Genomic DNA, 22134 nt, shown 5'->3' with positions numbered 1-22134 from the left:
CGGCCGCAGAACGCGTCCTGTTCGGTGAAAACGGATACTGGAGGAGCCCAGGCCGGGGCCTCGGACCATCGGTTCCGCCAACGTCTCCCGGACGAACCTGGCAGGCTCGGGTCATGATCGATGACGTCGCGAAGGAGCACCTGCACGGCGATCTGCGAGAGCTCCGCGAGGTGCTGCTCCAGAAGATCGAAGGACTGGGTGAGTACGAGATCCGCCGTCCCCTGACCCGGACCGGCACGAACCTGCTCGGTTTGGTCAAGCACCTGGCGCTCTGGGAATCCCGGTACTTCGGCGAGGTCTTCGACCGGCCTTTCCCCGAACCCCTGCCCAGATGGGACGACCTCGGGCAGCGCGGCACCGACCTGTGGGTCACCGAGCACGAGACCCGCGAGGAGGTCGTCGCTCGCTACCGGCGCGCGTGGGCGCACTCCGACGCGACGATCGCGGCTCTGGCCCTCGATTCGCCCGGTCACGTGCCCTGGTGGCCGCGGCCGCGGGTGACCCTGTTCGCCGTCCTGGTCCATATGCTCACCGAGACCGCCCGCCACGCCGGGCACGCCGACATCCTGCGCGAGCAGCTGGACGGCTCGACCGAGGCGGCCAGAGAGGAGCGCGACGAGGCCTTCTGGGAGGCCAGGCGAGACCGGATCGAACGAGCAGCCGTCAAGGCCGCCCGGACAGGACGCGGGCCCGATGCGTGAAGGCGACGGCGCGTCGCGGATCGCCCTCGGGGAGCACCCGGCACAGCGCGTCGACGATCTCCAGGTCGTCGGCCCCGGTCGGGGTCTCCCAGTACGACCACAGCGCCGCGGCGTCCCCGCTGCCGAGGACGACCCGCCGGACCGACGCGGTGACCGATTCGCGTTCTTCGCGCACGGCGGGCGACTCCGATTCGGGCAGTAACGGACCGCGGAACGCGTTCGCGGCCCCGGCGACGTCGCCTCGTTTGAGCGCCGCTCGGACGCGCAGGAAGTCGGCGTCGACCTCGGCGGAAAGCCGGTAAGGCCGCGTCTGCACGATGTCGGACCCGAGCTGCGTCCGCAGCCGGTGGATCTCCGCGCGGACGGTCACCGGGTTGCCGCTCTCGCCGTAGAGCAGCAGGGCCAGCCGCTCCGCCGAGAGGCCGCCCGGATGCAGCGCGAGCAGTGTGAGGATCTCCGCGTGCCGCAACGTGAATGGCACGTCGCGACCGTCCACTGTGGTCGTCGGCGGTCCGTCGGTGAGGAACTCCAGCGCGAGCCGCGGACGCCTCGACGGGGCCCGGTTCCGCAGGCGCAGCAGATAGCCCTCGCTCAACGGCTCCACCGTGCCGAGCCGCCCGTCGGGCAGGGTGACCGCGCCGCCGCCGGGCCGGATGTCCACAGTGGAGGGAAGATCGCCGCACGCTTCGGCCGCCAGCACGCGGCCCTTCGCGGAAAGCAGGGCGCCCGGCGCGCCGCGCAACGCTTCCAGGTGAGTCATGTTCGCGGCCCGCAACAGCTCGTCGCGCATCGCGAGCCGGGCCCGCAACTGGCCTTCGGCGAGCTGCGCGGCCGCCGTCACCAGCGCGAGCATCGCGGGATGGACCGTGCGCAGCGGGCCGCTGACGTCGATCGACCCGAGCAGCGCACCGGACTCGGGGTCGCGCACGGGCGCGGCCGCGCAGGTCCAGCCGTGATAGGTGCGCACCAGGTGCTCGGCCGAGTAGATCTGCACCGGTTCCCCGGTGGCGAGCGTGGTGCCCATCGCGTTCGTCCCGATGACGTCTTCACTCCATCGGGTGCCTTCGGCGAGCATCACGCCGTCCGCGCGCCGCAGCACGCCCGCCGCGCCCTCGCGCCACAGGATGTGCCCGGCCGCGTCGGTCACGATCATCATGTGCTCGGCGTCGTCGGCGATGCTCACCAGCGTCTGCCGCAGGATCGGCAGCACCGGCGCCAGCGGATGCTCCTCCCGCAGGCCGCTCACTTCACCGGAGTCGTAGACCAGCGGCGCGACGCCCTTGTCCGGATCGACGCGCGCGGCGAGCGAGCGATTCCACGAAGCCGACACGATCGACCTGGGGGAACGCGGCGCGGGAACACCGGAGAGGACGGCGTCATGGACATCCTTCAGCAGCCGCGCGTACGCCTGAGGGTCACGCGGCGACGCTTCACCTCCGGGCAGCTCCGCCACGTTTCCGAGGATAGGTGACCGCGCTCACTTCGTTGCAACGTGCGTGCAACCTCCCCCGCCCTAGCTTCGCCGTCATCCGTCACCCCTAGCGATGAGGCAGGAAAGATGGCCAAGTACGCGGCACCGAACACCGAAGGCAGCGTCGTCAGCTACGAGTCGCGCTACGACCACTACATCGGAGGCGAGTACGTACCGCCCGCGAGCGGTCAGTACTTCGAGAACCCGACCCCGGTGACCGGACAGGTGTTCACCGAGGTCGCCCGCGGCACCGCCGCCGACATCGACCGCGCGCTCGACGCGGCCGAAGGCGCGGCCGCGGCCTGGGGCCGGACGTCGGTGGACGAGCGGGCGAACGTGCTGCTCCGGATCGCCGACCGGATGGAACAGAACCTCGAGGCGATCGCCGTCGCCGAATCGTGGGAGAACGGCAAACCGGTCCGCGAGACCCTCGCCGCCGACATCCCCCTAGCGATCGACCACTTCCGCTACTTCGCCGGCGCCCTGCGCGCCCAGGAGGGCGGAATCTCCCAGATCGACGACAACACCGTCGCCTACCACTTCCACGAGCCGCTCGGCGTCGTCGGCCAGATCATCCCGTGGAACTTCCCGCTGCTGATGGCGGTCTGGAAGCTCGCGCCCGCGCTCGCGGCGGGCAACGCGATCGTGCTCAAACCCGCCGAGCAGACCCCGGCGTCGATCCATCTGCTCATGTCGCTCATCGGCGATCTGATCCCGCCGGGCGTGCTGAACATCGTCAACGGTTTCGGCGTCGAGGCCGGCAAGCCGCTCGCGTCGAGCAACCGCGTGCGGAAGGTCGCCTTCACCGGCGAGACCACCACCGGACGGCTGATCCTGCAGTACGCCAGCGAGAACATCATCCCGGTGACCGTCGAACTCGGCGGCAAGAGCCCGAACATCTTCTTCGACGACGTCGCCGCGGCCAACGACGCGTTCTACGACAAGGCTCAGGAAGGCTTCGCGCTCTTCGCGCTGAACCAGGGCGAGGTCTGCACCTGCCCGTCGCGGGCGCTGATCCAGTCCGGGATCTACGACCGGTTCCTCGGCGACGCCGTCGAGCGCGTCAAGAAGATCAAGCAGGGGCACCCGCTCGACACCGAGACGCAGATCGGCGCGCAGGCCTCCAACGACCAGCTGGAGAAGATCCTTTCCTACATCGACATCGGGCAGAAGGAAGGCGCGAAGATCCTCACCGGTGGCGAGCGCAGCGACCTCGGCGGCGAACTGTCCGGCGGCTACTACGTGCAGCCGACGGTCTTCGAGGGCGACAACAAGATGCGGATCTTCCAGGAGGAGATCTTCGGCCCGGTCGTCTCGGTGGCGAGGTTCGACGACTACGCCGACGCGCTGAAGATCGCCAACGACACGCTGTACGGCCTCGGCGCCGGTGTCTGGTCGCGCGACGGCAACACCGCCTATCGCGCCGGCCGCGACATCCAGGCGGGCCGGGTGTGGGTCAACAACTACCACGCGTACCCGGCGCACGCGGCCTTCGGCGGTTACAAGGCGTCCGGGATCGGGCGCGAGAACCACAAGATGATGCTGGACCACTACCAGCAGACCAAGAACATGCTCGTGTCCTATTCGGACAGTGCGCTCGGGTTCTTCTGATGGCCGAGCGGGTCGGCTTGACACCGGCCGCCGCGGAGCTGCTGCGGCGGCTGGTGTCGCGCAGGGGACCGGTGATGTTCCACCAGTCCGGCGGATGCTGCGACGGGAGCGCCCCGATGTGCTACCCGGCGGGCGAATTCCGCACCGGGGCGTCCGACGTCCACCTTGGTGACCTGAGCGTCGAGGGCATCGACGACGTTCCGGTGTGGATGTCGGGTCCCCAGTTCGAGTACTGGAAGCACACGCATCTGACCATCGACGTCGTTCCGGGCCGGGGGAGCGGATTCTCCTTGGAGGCGCCCGAAGGGGTCCGCTTCCTGGTCCGCTCCCGGCTGTTCAGCGATGCCGAGTCGGCCGAGCTGAACGGCCCAGCAACGCGATGAGCCGGTCGCCCGGTCCGGCGCCCGGCGGTGCCTCGACAGCGTGGTCGAAGGCGCCGCCGGGCCCGCGTACCGGCATCACGTCGGGGTAGCGGCTCGCCACTTTCAACGCGGCCTCGGCGAGCTCGTCGTCCCAGTGGTGCTCGCGGCCCAGGGCGGTGTCGAGGTCCCAGTGGTGGGTGAGCGTGTCGACGAACAGTACGGCCAGCGCGTTCTTCCCGGGGAGCTTGCCGAAGCTCCCGAAGTCGAAGGTCTTCTCCGGCGCTTCGCCGTCGAAGGCCGCGAGGAACTCGGCGGAACTCTCTTCGTAGGACCTGGCGAGGTCGTCGTCGGCCGACGGCCGGGGTTTCATCGGGCGGCCGGTCGCCTGCGCGGTGCGGGAATCGTGCCCCTCGATCAGGTGTTTCACGATGTCGCGGACGGTCCACTCGGCGCAGGGGGTCGAGCGGTCCCAGTCGTCCGCGCCGATTCCGGCGATCGTGGTCCCGGCGGCGCGATGGGCTCTTGTCGTGAGTGAGATGAGATCCATGGCGGCAATGTATACGAACGATCGTGCTATCTTCTAGGGTGTGAGCACTCTCGAAGTGAACGAGGTCTTCGTCGGGCGGCCGTCGGTGCTGGGGATCAAGCGCGACGTCCCGGTGTACAGCGCCATCGCGAAGTCGCGGGTGGAAGCGGCGTCTTTGCGCTTGGACGAGATCAATCTGGCCGGTGACGACCAAGCGGACCGAAGTGTCCACGGCGGTGTCGACAAAGCGGTTTACGTCTATCCGGCGACGCACTACCCGGCCTGGGCCGAGCAGGGCTTCCCGGTGGTCGCGGGCGATTTCGGGGAGAACGCGTCGGTGACGGGCGCCGACGAATACGACGTGCGCGTCGGCGACGTCTGGGCGTGGGGAAACGCGCTGGTCCAGGTCTCCCAGCCGCGCACGCCGTGCTTCAAGCTCGCGATGAAGACCGGGCGCAAGGACGTCATCCCGGCGATGATCGATTCCGGACGCAGTGGCTGGTACCTGCGGGTGCTCCGGACGGGCGAGGTCCCCACGTCGGGACGTATGACGCTCGAAGAACGCGATCTCGCGAGCCCGACGATCGCCGAGGTCTACGTCGCGTCGTTCACGAATGTCGCCCAGCTGGACGACGAGCGCCGTGACGCGTACTGGTCGCTGCTGGACCGGGTGCTCGCGGCGCCGGCGCTCACCCGGCAGTACCGTGACGGCCTGGAATCGGCGAAGAAGCGGCGAGAGGAGCGGAATGCCGGTTGACGGCCGGGTGGCCCGCGGTGACGCGACGAGGCGGATCGTGCTCCGGCGCGCCGTCGACATCGCGTCCGTCGAAGGGCTCGACGGGTTGTCCCTCGGCAGGCTCGCCGCCGAACTGGAATTGAGCAAATCCGGGGTTTTCGCGTTGTTCGGTTCCAAGGAGGAACTGCAGCTCGCGGCGGTCGAGACGGCGAGCGCGATCTTCGCGGAGAACGTCGTCGAGCCGACGCTGAAGGTCGAGCAAGGGATCGAGCGGTTGCGGGCGCTGTGCGCGAATTGGCTCGACTACTCGGAGCGTCGGGTGTTCCCAGGCGGCTGTTTCTTCTTCAACACCGGCGCCGAATTCGACGCGCGGACCGGCCGGGTCCACGACGCCGTCGCGAACGCGAGCCGCGCTTTCGCCCAGTTCATCCGGTCCACCGCCGTCGAGGCGCGTAAGGCCGGGCATCTGCGTGAGTCCGTCGACGTGAACCGGCTGGCCTTCGAGCTGAACGCGCTCGGGCGGGCCGCGAACGCCGATTCGGTGATGTTCGGCGGCACGGAACCCTATGCGCTGGCCCGGGCCGCCATCACCGCCCGTCTCGACGCCGCGGCCGTGCGATGAACGGTCCGTTCCTTGCAAATTTCGCAAGGAACGGACCGTTCATGGCGCGCTACTTCCAGTCGACCTGCGTGGACCGATAGAAGTCGATGCCCTGCTGAACCCACCGCGGGCTCTGCTTCGCCAGCCGAAGCCGGTAGGCGTCCCAGGTGCGGGAGTCCTTCGGCGACCAGCCGATCTCGGCGTATCCGGGAAGCCTCGGGAACGCCATGAACTCGATGTGGTCACTGGTGATCAGCGTTTCCGACCACAGCGGAGCCTCGACGCCGATGACGTTCTTCTCCGTCACGCCCTGCAGATAAGTCGCCGGGTCCCAGTCGTAACCGGTCTTGACCTCGATCAGCCCGGCCCAGCTCAGCCCGAGCGGCGTCTGCGGGTGGTACTTCATGTCCAGGTACGCCTTGTTCGCGGGCGACATCAGGATCTTGTTGCCCCGCGCCGCCGCTTCGGCCACGTGGGCGTCCGTCCCTGTCGTGCCCCAGAACTGGGGGACGGCCGAAACCGGCGGTTTCGTCTTGGCGATGTCGTGCCAGCCGGTGATCGTCTTGCCGTACTTCGCGACGATCGGATGCACCTTCGTGGCGAAGGTCTGGTAGTCCTCCGGCGTGGTCGAGTGGGCCTCGTCGCCGCCGATGTTGATGTACTTCCCGGGGGTGATCGCCGACAGTTCGCGGATGACGTCGTCGACGAACTTGTAGGTGATGTCCTTGCCGATGCACAGCGAGCTGTAGCCGACCTCGATGTCCGTGCGCGGCGGTATCGGCTTGCCGTCGCAGTTCAGTTCGGCGTAGGAATACTGGGCCGCGTTGGTGTGCCCCGGCATGTCGATCTCGGGAACGATCGTGATGTGCCGCGAAGCCGCGTAGCGCACCAGGTCCTTGTACTGCTCCTGCGTGTAGTAGCCGCCGGGAGCGCCGCCGACGGCCGTCTGGCCGCCCACGGTCGCCAGTTTCGGCCAGCTCTTGATCTCGATCCGCCAGCCCTGGTCGTCGCTCAGGTGCAGGTGGAGGTTGTTGATCTTGTACTGGGCGATCTGGTCGATGTAGAGCTTGACCTGGTCCGGCGTGAAGAAGTGCCGGGCGACGTCGAGCATCGCGCTGCGGTACCCGAAGCGCGGGTAGTCGAGCACGGTGCCGCCCGAGACCACCCACGAGCGCTTCTGGACGGTCTTCGCCTCGATCGCGGACGGGAGCAACTGGCGCAGCGTCTGCACGCCGAGGAACAGGCCGTCGTCGGTGTTCGCCTTCAAGGACACGCCGGAACGCGACACCTTGAGCTGGTAGCCCTCGGCGCCGACACGGCCGCTCGCGTGGCCGGTCTCGAGCGAGATGGCGGGGCCGCCGCCGCGGTGACCGCTGACGACGGGCAGCCGGTAGCCGGTGGCGGGCCGGAGCAGGCCTGCCAGGTACTCGGCGACCTGCCTGCCTTCGCGGTCGGTGCGGATGACGGTCGCGGGACCGAGCCGGAAGTCGGAGCGGGGATCGGGTTTCGCGTCCACCGGCGCCGGGACGACGTCGGCGACGGTCCGTTCGGCCTTGACGTGCTGCCCCGCGCTCGCCGTCGCGGGCAGGCCGAGCGTCACGAGGCTCAGGACCGCCACGCCGAGCACGGTTCTGGACAGGCGTTTACTCATGGAGCACCTCCGGTCGGATACCTGGAGACTCTCTTCCCTGAGAAGGTATAGACCAATAGGGCAAACGCGACAACACCCGATCGGACCAGTACGCCGTACCGATCACCGGTCACTCGCCGCGCAGAACCGCTTTCAGGGCATCGAGAACGCTCGCGTCCTCGATCGTCGACGGCACCTGTTCGTCACGGCCGTCGGCGATCCCGCGCATGGTCTTGCGCAGGATCTTCCCCGACCGCGTCTTCGGTAGCGCGTCCACAATGGACACGTCACGGAACGCCGCGACCGGGCCGATGTCCCGCCGCACCAGCGCGACCAGCTCGGCCTTGAGCGTTTCCGCGTCGACGTCGGTGCCCGACTTCAGCACCACGAAACCGCGCGGAAGCTGCCCCTTCAGCTGGTCACGGACGCCGATCACCGCGCATTCGGCGACGGCGGGGTGCGACGCCAGCACGGCCTCCATCGAACCGGTCGAAAGCCGGTGACCCGCGACGTTGATGACGTCGTCGGTGCGGCCCATGACGAACAGGTAGCCGTCTTCGTCGACGTATCCGGAGTCACCCGTCAGGTAGTGGCCTTCGTACCGCGAAAGGTACGCCTCGCGATACCGCTCGTCGTCCTGCCACAGCGTCGGCAGCGAACCCGGCGGGAGCGGCAGCTTGATGGCGATGGCGCCCTCCTGGCCGGCGGGGAGCGGGTCGCCCGCCTGGTCCAGGATCCGCACGTCCCAGCCCGGTACCGGTTTCGTCGCGGAACCGGGTTTGACCGGCATCGGTTCCAGTCCGCGCGGATTCGCCGCGATCGGCCAGCCGGTCTCGGTCTGCCACCAGTGGTCGATCACCGGCACCCCGAGCTTCCCGTGCGCCCAATGATAGGTCTCCGGGTCGAGCCGTTCCCCGGCCATGAACAACGTCTTGAATCCGCTGAGCTGGTATTTTTCGATTTCGGCCGCGTCCGGATCGACCTTCTTGATCGCCCGCAACGCCGTCGGCGCGGTGAACAACGCCTTTACCCCGTGGTCGGCGATGACGCGCCAGAACGCTCCCGCGTCCGGGGTATTTACAGGTTTGCCTTCGTACATGACCGTCGTCGCCCCGATCAGGAGCGGCGCGTACACGATGTAGGAATGGCCGACGACCCAGCCGACGTCGGACGCCGTCCACCAGACGTCGTCGGGCTGGATGTCGTAGATCGCGCCCATCGACCAGGCCAGCGCGACCGCGTGCCCGCCGGTGTCGCGCACGACGCCCTTCGGCTTCCCCGTGGTGCCGGAGGTGTACAGGATGTACAGCGGGTTGGTGGCCGCGACCGGCACCGGATCGGCGGGGGAGGCCTTCGCGACGAGTTCGGCCCAGTCGGCGTCGCGTTCGCCAAGTTCGGCGCGGGCACGCTCCCGCTGCAGCATCACGACCTTGTCCGGTTGATGGACCGTGCCCGCGAGCGCCTCGTCGATGATCGGTTTGTACTCGACGACCCGCGTCGGCTCGATCCCGCAGGAAGCGGCCACGATGACCTTGGGTTTCGCGTCTTCGATCCGGGCCGCGAGCTCCTTGGGCGCGAAGCCGCCGAAGACCACCGAGTGCACCGCGCCGAGCCGGGCGCAGGCCAGCATCGAGACCGCGGCCTCGGGGACCATCGGCATGTACACGATGACGCGGTCGCCCTTCCCGACGCCGAGAGAAGCGAGCGCGCCCGCGAAACGCGCGACTTCGTCCAGCAGCTCCGCGTAGGTGAACCGGCGGACCGAATCGGTGACGGGAGAATCCCAGATCAGCGCCGTCCGCTCGCCGCGGCCGTCCCGCACGTGCCGGTCGAGCGCGTTGAACGCGGTGTTCAGTTCGCCGTCCGGGAACCAGCGGTAGAAAGGCGCCTTCGACGCGTCGAGCGCCCGCGTCGGCGGACGGGTCCAGTCGATCGCCTGCGCGGCTTCGAGCCAGAAACCCTCCGGGTCTTCGAGGCTCCGCTGGTACGACTCGGCGTGCATCGAATGCTCCTTCGCGTTCGGGTACCGGACCCCATCATGGACTTCCGGCCGGGCCGATGCCCGGTGGTAACGGCGGAGAGACGGCCGCGACAACCCGGCAACCCTGTGCGGGCATGGAGCGTCCTAAGCTGGACTAGGGGAAAAACCGCCGGAAACGGCCTAACCGAGCGAGGGGAGCAGGGTCCATGGGACTAGCGAGCGCGCTGCTTTCGTTCGCGCACAGCCTGTTCGGACCAGGGATCTGGCCTGGGGACTGGGTGTGGGCGACGAGCACCGCGGGAGCGCTGGTCGCGCTGCTGCCCGCACTGGGAGCGATGGTCGTCGCGATCATCCGCAAAGGCACCGGCAACCGCTACGACGTGGTGACCCTGTCCATCTTCGGCGGGATCGGCGTCGTCGCCGTCTTCCTGCTGCCGTGGCTGCTGGCCACCGGGGTTTCGCAGACGTATCAGGAGGCCGCGTCCAAATCGGGCGGTAAGTCCGGCTTCTCCAGCAGTGATCTGGCGACCTTCAACGCCGATTACAGCCCGCTGATCGGGAAGCAGAGCGAGTACCTCGGCCGCGGCCAGAACGTGTACGAGGTGCTGTTCTACCCGAACGGGATGCAGCTCAGTTACATCTTCTACCTGATCCTGCTGGTCGGGTTGCCGGCGCTGTCGCTGCTGTTCGTGATGCTGCAGGCGCGCACCGCGTTCCGTCGCGGCCCGAAGTGGCCTTCGCGGTTCTTCTGGATCCCGTTCGTGCTGATGGTGCTGGCGAGCGTCGGCATGGGCGCGAACACGGCCGTGCACTTCTGGCTCGGTTTCCTGCCGTTCAGCGTGCTGGGCCTGATCCCGGTCGCGCTCGTGGGCCCGCCGCCGTGGTCGGTGATCAACCGGCCCGACCCGCAGCCCCGGCAGAAGATCGAGCCGTACCGCCCGGAGCCTCCCGCCCCGAAGCCGCAGCCGCAGCTGCCGCCCCCTCCCGCCAAGCAGTACCCGGCGACCGCGCTGGCGCAGGCGCCCGAACCTCCCGCGCTCGCCGCGGTCCCGGGGCCGGTCCCGGCGCCGCCGGGTTCCCGCAACTCCGGCGGCAGCCGCTACAAGCGGGTCCGCCGGCTCGGCCACGGTGGCTTCGGCACCGTGTGGGAAGCGGTCGACACCCAGCTCAACCGCACGGTCGCGCTGAAGATCGCGCACGCGCCGGACCGGGACACCGAAGAGCGCATGCAGCGCGAGGCCAGGGCGCTGGCCGTGGTGAACCACCCCAACTGCGTGAAGGTGTACGACCTCGTCGAGGAACCCGACGGGCTCGCGCTGGTCATGGAGTACCTCGAAGGGCGCTCGCTGGCCGAGATCGTCGACTCGCAGGGCCCGCTCGACGACATCGCCGCCGGACGGCTCTGGTCGACCATGGCCGGCGCGCTCGCCGCGGCGCACGAGAAGGGTGTGCTGCACCGGGACCTCAAGCCGTCGAACATCATCCTCGACCGCAACGGGCTCGCCCACCTCATCGACTTCGGCATCGCCCGCAGCCAGGGCGACTCGAAGATGACCGCGACCGGGATGATGATCGGCACGCCGGACTTCGTCGCTCCCGAGCAGGCGATGGGCTCACCGGCCAGCCCGGCGTCGGACGCCTGGCAACTCGCCGCGACGGTCAGCTACGCGCTCTCGGGCCAGCCTCCGCGCGGCACCCGGGAGACCCCGATGGCCGCGCTGATGGCCGCCGCCCGCGCCGAACCGGTGTCGAAGCTGCCGAACCGCAGCGCGCACGCCCGGATCCTCATCGCGTCGCTCGACCAGGAGCCCCGCCGTCGTCCGACGCTCACCGCCGTGCGGCGTGACGTCGAGGGCTGGCTCGCTCGCGCGGGCAAGTCGCCGGACGGCCCGGTGACGCAGATCGTGCCGCGCCGCCCTCCGCAGTCGCAACCGCAGCCCCACCAGCAGCCGCACAAGCAGGCCCAGCCTCAGCGTCACCCGCGCTGACCTGCGAAAAGAGAGCAAGGGACCTTTGCTACCGTTAGTTAGTGTGCTAACGAACGCTAGCAAAGGTCCCTTGCTCTCCCTCAGTCGATGACCACCCAGGTGCCGCCGCGCCAGGCCATGGTGAACGTCTTGGGCTGCGCGGCCATCATCGCGATCTGCGGGCTGATCGCGCCCGGCGGCACGAGGACCTTGTCCGGCCCCTTGCTCTGCAGTTTCGACCGGTCGACGCGGGTCGACTTCAGCTTTTTGACGTCGTCGGCCGAGAGCATCCCGAACTGCACGGGGGTGAGGCTCCGGCATTCCTTCATCCCGCCGTCGAACGCCGGCGCGGTGATCCGGCAAACGGTGTCGAGGTCCTTCTCGCCCAGAGCGTGGTGATACTCCTCCATCACGCTCGCAGCCCCGTCCGGGGTCTGCGCCACCGAGCCGCCGGTGGCGGGTTTGGTCACGTCGGACGCGACCGCCGAAGGCTTCGAAGTGCTGGGCGGTGCGCTGCTGCTGGCCGGCGCCTCCGAGGTGCTCGGAACGGCCGAAGTCTGCGGCGACGCGGCGCCCGGCGTCTGCTCCTCACATCCCGCGATCAAGAACAACGCCGCGGCCGCACAGGCCGCTCCGAGCGGTCGGATCGTCATGATGCCCCCTGTCGAGCTGCTGTTGACCAGCGAAGAGTAACAACTCGAAGGCAAGTGTCACACTTGAATCGGAGAAATCAGGAGTCGCCCGTGATCAAGGCCAGCATCGACACCGACAAGATGAGCTGAGCGGAGACGCAGGTCCGCGGCATCGCTTCCTTCTTCTTGCCGATGAAGTCGACCTGCACGACCTGTCCGTTGCTCAGCTGGACGCTCAGGGCGCAGGACTCCGCGGTCTGCTCGAACCTGGCCTTCAAGGTGCCGAACTGCCCGTTCCGCACCTCCGCGCCCGCTTTCGGCGGCACGGTTTCCAGGCCGCCCGTGCCGTTCGTGTACATCCCGACGGCCTTCGCGTAGGCGACTTCGTGGGTGCATGTCGGTCCAAGTGGCCCTTCGCCCTTCTGAGCGCCTTCGCGGCCCGCGTTGACTCCGGCGTAATTCGCATGAGTGAACTTGACGACTTCGCAGATGTCGGCGTTCTTCAGCGCTTCGGCGGGAGGCTCCTGAACGGTGCTCGGCGCCGGTTTGCCACCGGCGAGCGGGACGAACTTCTTCAGCACTACTTCGGCGACCTTCTTCGCCAGCTCGCAGTGCTCCGCGCGAGTGCCCCCTTCGTCGTTGTCGACGTCGTAGGCATCGACAGCGATCGAGGCGTAGGCGCGGACGTCCATGTTGACCGAACAGAACGTCGCCGGTTCCGGGTCGAAGGCGTAGGTCCGGCCTTTGATCCCGGCGATCTCCACCGGCTCCATCACCGGGGAGTCCTGCGTGATCCAGCTGTACGGGCTGTAGGCGTGCACCTGCGCGCCCTTGTTGTTCGGGAACACGAACTGGCAACCGCTGAGCACGCCCTTCGTGCTCACGAGACCGAGCGGCTGGAGATCCGGTTTGATCGACTCCAGCCAGTCACAGCCTTCCTCGCCCTGTTTCACGGGCAGGGCCAGCGGCTGGTCGAGCACCTGATCGCTGAACCCCGACCCGTCGGCGGGCGGTGTGTAGCGCGGAAACTTCGTATCGCTCGCGCCCGGTGCCGAGCCTTCGCGGAAAGCTTTTCCGTCGATGGCGCTTGAACACCCGGTGAGCAGCAGGGCAACGGCCACGAGAACCGGCCAACGAGACATGACGACCCCCAGAAATCCTCAATTCGGACGGGAGTCTAAGTCGCTTTCAGGCGCCTCGCTGGGCCTTCGCGCAACCGGTCGTGGTCACCGCCAGGACGGCAGCCACAATTCGGCGTTCCAGTGGTCGTTGGTGATCGCGTTGCCGTTGAGGATCGGCCACAACCAGGCGAAGTTGGCCACGACCAGGCCCACGTAGAGGGCGACGACGAGCATGCCGGTGCCCCGGCGCTCGAACCCGCGTTTCGCGCTGCCGAGGATCTGCCCGAGAACCAGCGTCAACCCCAGTACCAGGAACGGCGCCAGCGGCGTCGCGTAGAAGTAGTACATCTGGCGGTCGAGGTTGGTGAACCACGGCAGGAACCCGGCCAGGTAACCGACGAGCACGGCGGCGTAGCGCCAGTCCGCGCGGAAGACCGACCGCCACACGCTCCAGCCGAGCATCGGCAGGGCCAGCCACCACATGGCGGGCGTGCCGATCAGCATCGTCGCCCGCACACAGGTCGACTCGCCGCAGCCGGTCGCGTCGGTGCCGCCCGCGTACGCGTAGAGCATCGGCCGCAGGCCCATCGGCCAGGTCCACGGCTTCGACTCCCAGGGATGCGGTTTGTCCTTGGGCGTCACCAGGTTCGCGTGGAAGTCGAGGACGTTCATCGTGTAGTCGCCGAGCGACCGCAACGCCGGCGGCATCCAGGCCCAGAACCCGGGATCGATGTCCTTGATCGCCACGTAGTTGCGGTCGGTCGCGGTCTCGCTCGCGAACCAGGCCCAGTAGCAGGCGAGGTACACCAGGACCGGGATGACGACGATCGCCCACAGCGCGGGCAGCACGTCGCGGCGCAGGGTGCCGACCCACGGCCGCCGCACCCCGGCCGCCCGGCGCGCGGCGACGTCGAAGAAAACGGTGAGCAGGCCGAACGCGGCGATGTAGTAGAGCGCCGACCACTTGACGCCGAAGGTCAGCCCGATCATCAGGCCGCCGGCGAACCGCCACCACCGGAAACCCAGCTTCGGGCCGAAGCGGGACTCGTCGATCCAGCCTTCACGGACGGCCACGGCGAGCCGCTGCCGCACCTGGTCGCGGTCGCACAGCACGCAGGCGAACGCGGCGAGGACGAACAACGCGATGAAGATGTCGAGCATCCCCATGCGGGACTGCAGGTGCAGGACGCCGTCGCTGATCACCAGGATTCCCGCGACCGCGCCGAGCAGGGTCGAGCGGGTGAGGCGCCGGGCGATCCGGATGATGAGGAAGACGATCAGCGTGCCCGCCAGCGCGGGCATGATCCGCCAGCCCCAGGCGTTGTAACCGAACAGCCATTCGCCGATCGCGATGAGATGCTTCGCCAGCGGCGGGTGGACGATCAGTTCGTAACCGTAGTTGTCCTCGTAACCGCCGTTGCGCAGCATCTGCCACGCCTGGGGGACGTAGTGCTTCTCGTCGAAGACGGGCGTGCCCTTGTCCGTGGGCGTTCCCAGGTTCTGGATCCGGACGATGCCGCCGATGAGCGTCAGCACCAGCGTGACGATCCAGCCGCGCAGGCGATCGGTCGGCATGCCGCGGCCGAGGAGGGTGGCCTCCCGGTCACTCGGTGGCCTGAGCGCGTCGACCGGATCCGGCCGCACGCTCTCGTTGTCCCGGGTCAGCAGTGCGGTCACGGGGCATGATCCTACGGGCGGAAGAGTGAACTCGGTGTCCGGATCTGCGAACCGGTTAACCTTCGGGAATGACCGAAGGACGCCTCGTGCTGGCAGCCACCCCGCTCGGAGACGTCCGTGACGCTTCGCCGCGCCTGTCCGAAGCCCTCGCGACGGCCGACGTGATCGCCGCCGAAGACACCCGTCGTCTGCGCTCCCTCACCGCGGCTCTCGACGTCTCTCCGGTCGGGCGCGTCGTCAGCTTCTACGAAGACGTCGAGACGGCTCGCCTGCCGAAACTGCTCGAATCGCTCCAAGCGGGCGAAACGGTGGTCTTGGTGACCGACGCCGGCATGCCGAGTGTCTCGGATCCCGGGTTCCGCCTGGTGGCGGCCTGCGTCGAGGCGGACGTGCCGGTGACCTGCCTGCCCGGCCCGTCGGCGGTGACCACGGCACTGGCGCTCTCCGGCCTGCCTTGTGACCGTTTCTGTTTCGAAGGTTTCGCCCCGCGCAAGCCCGGCGAACGCGCGAAATGGCTCGGTTCGCTGAAGGACGAGCCCCGCACGGCCGTGTTCTTCGAATCTCCGCACCGTCTCGCGAGCACTCTCGCCGACGCCGCCGAGGTCCTGGGGCCCGACCGGCGCGCCGCCGTCTGCCGTGAACTGACCAAAACCTACGAAGAGGTCAAACGCGGCAATCTGCCGGATCTGGCGGCCTGGGCCGCCGACGGGGTCAAAGGCGAGATCACCGTCGTCCTCGCCGGCGCGCCGCCGCGTTCGGTGAGCGTCGGGGACCTGGTCTCGGAGGTCGCGTCGCGTGTCTCGGCGGGTGAGCGCCTGAAGTCAGCTGCCGCCGAGGTCGCCGAAGCCGCGGGAGTGTCGAAAAAGGAGCTTTACGACGCTGTTCTCGCGTCCCGGAAGAGCTAGGAGAGCAGGGCCGTCACGGCCGCGTGTGCCTTCACGGCATCGGGCTCCGCGCCGGTGATGACGTCCGTGTAGATGAAGGACTCGCCGATCCGCACCAGCAGGTAGGCCAGGTCCTCGACCGGCAGTGGTGGCGTGAGCCGCCCGGCCGTGACCTCCTCGTCGAGGAATTCGCGCATTTTGGCGATCGCGCGGCTCTGCACCACGCTGGCCTTCGTCGTGAGGATCCGCAGCGCCCGCTCGGGCTCGTTGCGCAGGAACTCCCGGAACGGTTTCGAGCCGTTCACGGTCCGGACGAAGGTGCCGACGAGTTCCGCGATCCCTTCCGCGCCGCGGCCGAGCTTGCCCGAAGCGCGCGCTTCGAAGACCTCGACGGTCATCGACCACAGGATCTCGCCGAGCAGTTGATCCCGGCCGCCGACCCACCGGTGCAGGGTCGCCCGGCTGATCCCCAGTTCACCGGCGAGCTCGCCCATGTCCACCCGGCGCCCGTCCAGGAACCGGGCGCGCGCGATCGTGAACGCGCGCAGGGCGTCCGGGCGCGGTGAGGTCAGCTGGCGTTCGAGTGCGGTTTCGATGAGTGAAACATATCACGGCATGTCTCAAGCATGAGACATATGCAAGAATGTCTCATCTCGACGAGGAGGATGCGGATGCGCGCAGTACAGGTGACCGAATTCGGCGGACCCGAGGTGCTCAACCTCGTCGACCTCCCCGAGCCCGTCCCGGGCCCAGGTCAGCAACTGGTCGAGGTCGACCGGATCGGCGTCAACTACGCCGACACCCACCAGGCCGAGAACTCGTATCTCGCCCCGAGCAAGCTCCCGCTCGTCCCCGGCGGAGAGATCGTCGGCCGCACCGCGGACGGCAAGCGTGTCGTCGCGCTCCTCAACGGTGGCGGCGGCTACGCCGAGCGAGCGGTCGCCGACGAGGTCACCAGCTTCGGCGTGCCGGACGGCGTCGACGACCTGACCGCGCTCTCCTTCATCGTCCAGGGCACCACCGCGTCGCTCCTGCTGCGCAAGAGCGCCCACCTCGAACCCGGCGAATCCGTCGTCGTGCACGCGGCCGCGGGCGGGGTCGGCTCCATCGCCGTGCAGCTGGCGAAGGCCTGGGGAGCGGGCCGGGTCATCGCGACTGCCAGCAGCGACGAGAAGCGCGCGCTCGCCCTCGAACTCGGCGCCGACGTCGCCATCGATTCGCGCGCCGAGAACATGACGGACGCGCTTCGTGAGGCGAACGGCGGCAAACGCGTCGACATCGTGCTCGACATGACCGGCGGCGCGGTCACGGACCAGAGCATCGCGGCCCTCGCGCCGTTCGGCCGCCTCGCGTTCTACGGCATGGCCAGCCGCGAGAACCCGAAGCCGATCGAAGCCCGCAACCTTCTCGGGCACAGCACCACCGTTGCCGGGATGTGGCTGCCGCACGCCTTCAAGCTCCCCGGGAACGTCTTCGGGCGCACGCTCGACGAGCTTTTCGAGCTGGCTCTCGCCGGCCGGGTCCGCGCCATCGCCGGCGGTGAGTACGCGCTGTCCGACGCACGCGCCGCCCATGAGGCTCTGCGCTCGCGCGGCACGATGGGCAAGCTCCTGCTGGATCCTGCCAAGTAGTACCGAGTAGTCAGTCGAGCAGGCGCTCCAGCGGAGCGGACTTGTGCAGGCATTCCTGCCATTCCGCTTCGCTGTCGGAGTCGGCGGTGATCCCGCCGCCGACTCCCAGCGCGATCGTGCCTTCGTGGATTTCGAAGGTTCTGATCGCGACGTTGAGTTCCATTCCGGCGATCGGCGAAACGAGCCCGATCGCGCCGGTGTAGACGCCACGCGCGGCCGGCTCCAGTTCGGCGATCAGATCCAGCGCGCGGATCTTCGGCGCGCCCGTGACCGAGCCCGGCGGGAAGGTGGCCGCCAGCAGTGCCGCGTCGTCGACGCCGTCGGCGAGTGATCCCTCCACAGTGGACTCCAGATGCCAGACCCCCGGCGCGGGCCGGACCGCGAGCAGCTCGGGAACCCGCACGGTGCCGGTGGCGCACACCCGCCCGAGATCGTTGCGGACGAGATCGGTGATCATCACGTTCTCCGCGACGTCCTTGGTGGATTCCCGCAGCCGCTGCGCGAGATGCGCGTCGGAGGCGTTCCGCCGCGGCAGGGTGCCCTTGATCGGCGTCGATCGGACGTGCCGCCCATGCCTGGCAAGGAAAAGCTCGGGGGAGAACGACACGATCGAACCCCAGTCGCCGCTGAGGAACGCCGCCCGGCGTGCTCCCAGGCGACGCGCGCCCTCGGCGAACAACGCGATCGGGTCGCCGGTGAACCGTCCGCTGAAACGAGCGCAGATGTTCGCCTGGAACAGCTCGCCGGCTTCGATCGCGTGCACACAGGCTTTGACCGCGTCGTAGTGCTCCGACGGAAGCGGGCGCGACAACGGGCCGGAACTCCAAGTCGTCGCTTCGGGAACCTCGGCGAGCGCGGATTCCACCGCGGCCACTTCCCCGACCGGATCCGGATCGCCGTCGTGAACCAGGGCTTCGAACCACCACGAGCCGTCGGCGTCCAGCCGGAGAATCCGATCGACCCAGGCCCATGCGGCCGGAGGAAGCGCCCCGGACCGGCCGGAGGGATCGGTCAGGTCATAACCCAGGTAACCGAACCAGCCGCCGCCGACCGCGCCGGGTATCGCGTCGCGAACTTCGGGCAGCCGGGCCGGGATCGCGAACGCTTCCGCAACGTTCCGCACAGGAGTCAGGGAAGCGTTGAGCGCGATGACCGCGCGCGAGGAGAACCACTCTCCGCACAGTGCGGCGGGCGGCGCGAGCCCGAGCTTCTCGGCGCGTGCACCGAGGACCGCCAGTGCCCGTTCGGGCCCGACGTCCGTCCGCAGCCTCCGGCACATCAACCGCACGCGACATTGTCACCGTTCGGACCGCCGGAAACGCAACCCGCGCCGGGCGGAAAGTGAGATCCGCGACCACGCGGTGACGTCGTGCACACTCGTCGTCACGCAATGGGCACTACAGAAGCACATCCGTGAGCTTGAACGGGTAGACCACGGTGTCCTGCGCGATCGGTCCGTCCACACCGGGCAGCCCGGTGCCGAAACCGTGCTGATGCAAGCCCAGCCGCGAGTGGAACCATCCCGGCCTTCCGGGGATCTCGTTGTGCCTGACCAGCCACAACACCACTTCGCTGTCCGCCCACTTGTCCGGGTGCAAGCGGTTCGTCCAGCAGTCGAGCCCTGCGTACACCAGGACGCGCTCGACACGCGCCGCGTTCCTGACGTGCTTGATCCACGCCTTGATGAACCGGTCGTCGACGCTGGGCGCCTCCACCTCGAGCGCGGGCGCGAGCGACCCGGGGGAGAAGGCGCCGAGCACGCTCGCCGTCCGCACGAAATGGTCGGCCTGGTCGTGGACGGCGCCTGGACGCGCGTAGTGCCGTGCGCCGGTGTGGATACCGGCGTGCTGCGCGCCGGTGAGATTGCGTTCCGCCGCGGCGTCCCGCCAGTTGGTGTTTTCGGTGATGGTGACCGAAGCGAACCGGATGTCGGCGCCACGCACCGCCGCCCAGTCCGTCACCGTCTCGCGGTGGGACAGGGTGACGCCGTGCTCACCTTCCGGGTCGATCGAACTCACCTGCCTCGAATTTCGCCCCAGTACGACCGAAAGGTCACCCTACGTCCGCGGAGCGGCCGCAAGGTGACCTTTCGGTACAGCGTGTCTCAGGCGTTTTCGCGTTGGAACGTCCGCGAGCCCCACCAGATGGCCAGAACGGCCATGACCAGCACCACGACACTCCCGGTGAACAGGGCGTCCATCGAGAAGTCACCGCGGAAACTGTTCCGCTCGACGTCCACCACGTGCCGGAACGGATTGATGCGGGAAATCGTGTACAGCCACTCCGGCGCCGAGCCCGCGGTGATCGGGATCAGGATTCCGGAAAGCAGCAGCAAGGGCATGAGAACCGCGTTGAGCAGAGCCGGGAAGGAATCTTCGCTCTTGAGCGTCAACGCCAGCGCGTACGAGCACGACGCCAACGTGATCGCCAAAAGGAAGACGATCGCCAGGCAGAGCACCACACCACCGAACGGCGCGTTCAGGTCGAAGACCAGATACGCCAGCGCGATGATGAGCAGGGCCTGGACGATGGTCTGCAGCGCGTTGGCGAGCACCTTGCCCAGCAACAGCGCAACCCGGCTCACCGGCGTGACCCGCATCCGCTCGACCACGCCCATCCGGTACTCCGCGAGGAGCCCGAACCCGACGAAAGAGCTACCGAACAGCGCGAGCTGCGCGATGATCGCCGGGGTGAAGATCATCCAGCCGTCCACATCGGACAGGCCTTGCGCGTTCAGCGACTTCACCAGAAGCGGCCCGAAGAAGAACAAATAGAGCAGCGGCTGCATCACGCCGATGGCCAGCCACGTCGGGTTGCGCAACGCCGCGAGCATGTCGCGACGGAAGATCAACCAGGTGTCATGCAACATGCGTGGCCTCCTTCTCCGCCGCGGCCTCGGCCGATGCGCCTTCTTCGGCGTCGCGCAGGCTCCTGCCCGTCAGGGTCAGGAAGACGTCGTCGAGCGTCGGCCGGTGCACCTGCATGGACGCCATCGCGATGCCACGCGCGTCCAGCGCCCGAAGCAGTTCGGGCATCGCTGTGTCGCCGCGCGGGACGCGGAACCGCACGGTGCCGTCGGTGACGGTCAGCTCGTGCGCCCCTTCGAGCCGGCCCGCGACCTCCGCGGTCTCGGCCGCCGACTCCGGTGAGACCCCGATGACGACGCTGTCGCCGGAAACCCGCGCCTTCAACGAGTCCGGAGTGCCTTCGGCGACGATCTTCCCGTCGTCGATGACGATCAGCCGGTCCGAGAGCGCGTCGGCCTCGTCGAGGTAGTGCGTGGTCAGGAAGACCGTGACGCCCTGCTCGTCGCGCAGCCGCCGGATGTGGTCCCAAAGGTTCGCCCGGCTCTGCGGGTCGAGCCCCGTCGAGGGTTCGTCGAGGAAGACGAGGCCGGGTGAGTGGATCAGCCCGAGCGCGATGTCGAGACGGCGGCGCTGCCCGCCCGACAGGGTCGAAGTCATCCGCTGGTCGAGCCCGGCCAGGTCCAGTTGCTCGGCGAGGACGGCCCCGCGTGCGAGCGCGTCGGCCTTGCTCATCCGGTACAGCCTGCCCTGGAATTCGATCTCCTCGATGACCTTGCTCGCCGGTGCGGTGCCGCCGCCCTGGGCGACGTAGCCGATTCGCCGACGCACCCCCAGCGGGTCGGCGAGCAGGTCGCAGCCGCCGACCGTCGCCTCACCGGCGGTGGGCTTGAGCAGCGTCGTCAGCATGCGCAGGGTCGTGGTCTTCCCCGCGCCGTTCGGTCCGAGGAAGCCGACCAGTTCCCCGGCCGACACGTCGAGATCGACGCCTTTGACGGCGTGGACCTCGCCCCCATTGCGGCCCTTGCGGCGGAAACGCCGCTCAAGGCCGCGTGCCTTGATCATGTCTACTCCTTTCGGCGCCCATCTAGTCAAGTTTGACTAGTGGCAGGACGCACTGTGCCCTAGGAGTCGTTCCATAGTCAAATTTGATTACTCGGGTGGTGCGCCGAACACGGCTTCGTCGTCGCCTTCGCCCGCCATCACGTACTCGCCGGCTTCGAGACGGCCGATCAAATCCCGCATCCAGGTCACGTTCGCTTCCGCGTGCGCGCTCCACAGGCGGTACAGCTCGCTCACGTGCGGCGGTTTCCCCAGGTCGACGGCGTGTTCACGGGCGTAATGAGTCGATTGGGCGTGCGCCTCCATGTTCGCCAACTGCTGCTTCAGCAGGGCCAGCACCTGCGCGCGGGGGAGAGTCGGCATGAAAGTGACCGCCGCCGACAGCGAGTACCCGGTCGCGTCGTCGCTCGACAACGCCCTGCCGAGTTGCACGAGGAACTCGGTCTCGCCGTCTTCAGTCAGTCTGTAAGCGACACGATCGGGCCCGCCGCCCGGCTCGGCGTCCTCGACCTGTTCCAGAAGGCCTTCGGCGGTCATCTTCTTCAGCGCGTGATAGATCGAACCCGGCTGGACGTTGCCCCACTTGTCCGCCGCCCACGAAAGAAGCTCGCGCCGGACCTGGTAGCCGTGTGCCTTCCCGTACATGCGCACGACACCCAGCACCAGCAGACGCGTGGCGGACACCGAGGCCTCCGATCCTCTCCCGGACAACAATGCCTTGGACGACGTCCGTAGGC

The 22134-nt window shown here is 68.4% G+C and carries 22 protein-coding genes; 9 read left to right on the top strand and 13 right to left on the bottom strand.

Features of this window, described 5'->3' with window-relative positions; translation table 11 throughout:
* Positions 1-113 precede the first annotated feature (113 nt).
* Positions 114-701, top strand: coding sequence for a DinB family protein (locus tag ACZ1DY_RS37945; RefSeq protein ID WP_465482522.1), 588 nt, complete (start codon positions 114-116; stop codon positions 699-701).
* Here the strand turns inward: ACZ1DY_RS37945 and ACZ1DY_RS37940 are convergent.
* Entirely contained in the window at positions 664-2154 is a 1491-nt protein-coding gene (locus ACZ1DY_RS37940; protein ID WP_465482521.1) for a GAF domain-containing protein, read from the bottom strand. The two genes, ACZ1DY_RS37945 and ACZ1DY_RS37940, sit on opposite strands and share 38 nt — an antisense overlap.
* 105 nt (positions 2155-2259) lie before the next feature.
* Between ACZ1DY_RS37940 and exaC the strand changes: the two genes are divergently transcribed.
* Together exaC and ACZ1DY_RS37930 are read left to right on the top strand one after the other, a co-directional pair.
* Positions 2260-3783 carry an acetaldehyde dehydrogenase ExaC gene (gene exaC / locus ACZ1DY_RS37935; RefSeq protein WP_037340578.1) on the top strand — a complete coding sequence of 508 codons (1524 nt, stop codon included), beginning with the start codon at positions 2260-2262 and terminating at the stop codon, positions 3781-3783.
* The gene (locus tag ACZ1DY_RS37930; protein ID WP_465482520.1) at positions 3783-4166 is read left to right on the top strand and encodes a DUF779 domain-containing protein; all 384 of its coding nucleotides are present in this window, start codon (positions 3783-3785) and stop codon (positions 4164-4166) included. The genes exaC and ACZ1DY_RS37930 overlap by 1 nt, the downstream gene beginning before the upstream one ends.
* Here the strand turns inward: ACZ1DY_RS37930 and ACZ1DY_RS37925 are convergent.
* Positions 4120-4692, bottom strand: coding sequence for a TIGR03086 family metal-binding protein (locus ACZ1DY_RS37925; RefSeq protein ID WP_465482519.1), 573 nt, complete (start codon positions 4690-4692; stop codon positions 4120-4122). The two genes, ACZ1DY_RS37930 and ACZ1DY_RS37925, sit on opposite strands and share 47 nt — an antisense overlap.
* 40 nt (positions 4693-4732) lie before the next feature.
* On the opposite strand from ACZ1DY_RS37925, the gene ACZ1DY_RS37920 reads away from it, so the two are divergent.
* On the top strand, positions 4733-5428 hold the full coding sequence (locus tag ACZ1DY_RS37920; RefSeq protein ID WP_465482518.1) for an MOSC domain-containing protein: 696 nt from the start codon (positions 4733-4735) through the stop codon (positions 5426-5428).
* Positions 5418-6029, top strand: a complete 612-nt coding sequence (locus ACZ1DY_RS37915) for a TetR/AcrR family transcriptional regulator (RefSeq protein ID WP_465482517.1) — start codon at positions 5418-5420, stop codon at positions 6027-6029. Before ACZ1DY_RS37920 ends, ACZ1DY_RS37915 begins: the two co-directional genes overlap by 11 nt.
* Positions 6030-6078: 49 nt before the next feature.
* On the opposite strand, the gene ACZ1DY_RS37910 is transcribed toward ACZ1DY_RS37915, so the two are convergent.
* Complete coding sequence (locus tag ACZ1DY_RS37910) at positions 6079-7659, bottom strand: beta-N-acetylhexosaminidase (RefSeq protein WP_126736891.1); 1581 nt, start codon at positions 7657-7659, stop codon at positions 6079-6081.
* 109 nt (positions 7660-7768) lie between these two features.
* Complete coding sequence (locus ACZ1DY_RS37905) at positions 7769-9640, bottom strand: propionyl-CoA synthetase (protein WP_465482516.1); 1872 nt, start codon at positions 9638-9640, stop codon at positions 7769-7771.
* 185 nt (positions 9641-9825) lie between these two features.
* On the opposite strand from ACZ1DY_RS37905, the gene ACZ1DY_RS37900 reads away from it, so the two are divergent.
* On the top strand, positions 9826-11607 hold the full coding sequence (locus tag ACZ1DY_RS37900) for a serine/threonine-protein kinase (RefSeq protein WP_257484307.1): 1782 nt from the start codon (positions 9826-9828) through the stop codon (positions 11605-11607).
* A gap of 80 nt (positions 11608-11687) precedes the next feature.
* Here the strand turns inward: ACZ1DY_RS37900 and ACZ1DY_RS37895 are convergent, their stop codons facing one another.
* On the bottom strand, positions 11688-12056 hold the full coding sequence (locus ACZ1DY_RS37895) for a hypothetical protein (RefSeq protein WP_465482515.1): 369 nt from the start codon (positions 12054-12056) through the stop codon (positions 11688-11690).
* Between ACZ1DY_RS37895 and ACZ1DY_RS37890 the strand changes: the two genes are divergently transcribed.
* Positions 12040-12279, top strand: a complete 240-nt coding sequence (locus tag ACZ1DY_RS37890) for a hypothetical protein (protein ID WP_465482514.1) — start codon at positions 12040-12042, stop codon at positions 12277-12279. The genes ACZ1DY_RS37895 and ACZ1DY_RS37890 overlap by 17 nt on opposite strands.
* A 37-nt stretch (positions 12280-12316) precedes the next feature.
* Here the strand turns inward: ACZ1DY_RS37890 and ACZ1DY_RS37885 are convergent, their stop codons facing one another.
* Both ACZ1DY_RS37885 and ACZ1DY_RS37880 read right to left on the bottom strand, forming a co-directional pair.
* The gene (locus ACZ1DY_RS37885) at positions 12317-13360 is read right to left on the bottom strand and encodes a DUF3558 domain-containing protein (RefSeq protein WP_465482513.1); all 1044 of its coding nucleotides are present in this window, start codon (positions 13358-13360) and stop codon (positions 12317-12319) included.
* 84 nt (positions 13361-13444) lie between these two features.
* On the bottom strand, positions 13445-15016 hold the full coding sequence (locus ACZ1DY_RS37880; protein ID WP_257484311.1) for a dolichyl-phosphate-mannose--protein mannosyltransferase: 1572 nt from the start codon (positions 15014-15016) through the stop codon (positions 13445-13447).
* A gap of 68 nt (positions 15017-15084) precedes the next feature.
* Between ACZ1DY_RS37880 and rsmI the strand changes: the two genes are divergently transcribed.
* On the top strand, positions 15085-15921 hold the full coding sequence (gene rsmI / locus ACZ1DY_RS37875; protein WP_257484312.1) for a 16S rRNA (cytidine(1402)-2'-O)-methyltransferase: 837 nt from the start codon (positions 15085-15087) through the stop codon (positions 15919-15921).
* Here the strand turns inward: rsmI and ACZ1DY_RS37870 are convergent.
* Positions 15918-16394, bottom strand: a complete 477-nt coding sequence (locus tag ACZ1DY_RS37870; RefSeq protein ID WP_465482512.1) for a QsdR family transcriptional regulator — start codon at positions 16392-16394, stop codon at positions 15918-15920. The two genes, rsmI and ACZ1DY_RS37870, sit on opposite strands and share 4 nt — an antisense overlap.
* 177 nt (positions 16395-16571) lie before the next feature.
* Here ACZ1DY_RS37870 and ACZ1DY_RS37865 point away from each other — a divergent pair, with 177 nt between their 5' ends.
* On the top strand, positions 16572-17531 hold the full coding sequence (locus ACZ1DY_RS37865) for a quinone oxidoreductase family protein (RefSeq protein ID WP_257484314.1): 960 nt from the start codon (positions 16572-16574) through the stop codon (positions 17529-17531).
* 10 nt (positions 17532-17541) lie between these two features.
* On the opposite strand, the gene ACZ1DY_RS37860 is transcribed toward ACZ1DY_RS37865, so the two are convergent.
* The 5 genes from ACZ1DY_RS37860 to ACZ1DY_RS37840 form a co-directional block, all read right to left on the bottom strand.
* Positions 17542-18819, bottom strand: a complete 1278-nt coding sequence (locus ACZ1DY_RS37860) for an aminodeoxychorismate synthase component I (protein WP_465482511.1) — start codon at positions 18817-18819, stop codon at positions 17542-17544.
* 109 nt (positions 18820-18928) lie between these two features.
* Positions 18929-19549, bottom strand: coding sequence for a glycoside hydrolase family 25 protein (locus ACZ1DY_RS37855; RefSeq protein WP_257484316.1), 621 nt, complete (start codon positions 19547-19549; stop codon positions 18929-18931).
* 86 nt (positions 19550-19635) lie between these two features.
* Complete coding sequence (locus ACZ1DY_RS37850; RefSeq protein WP_126736485.1) at positions 19636-20400, bottom strand: ABC transporter permease; 765 nt, start codon at positions 20398-20400, stop codon at positions 19636-19638.
* Positions 20390-21400, bottom strand: a complete 1011-nt coding sequence (locus tag ACZ1DY_RS37845; RefSeq protein WP_465482510.1) for an ATP-binding cassette domain-containing protein — start codon at positions 21398-21400, stop codon at positions 20390-20392. The genes ACZ1DY_RS37850 and ACZ1DY_RS37845 overlap by 11 nt, the downstream gene beginning before the upstream one ends.
* Before the next feature lie 87 nt (positions 21401-21487).
* A complete protein-coding gene (locus ACZ1DY_RS37840) occupies positions 21488-22081 on the bottom strand; it encodes a PadR family transcriptional regulator (protein ID WP_465482509.1) in 594 nt (197 codons plus the stop codon).
* Between the last annotated feature and the right edge of the window lie 53 nt (positions 22082-22134).

It is taken from the genome of Amycolatopsis sp. PSD-21 (genome assembly GCF_055561455.1).
The sequence above is the reverse complement of the archived record's forward strand: the minus strand, read 5'-3'. Positions and strand labels throughout refer to the sequence as shown.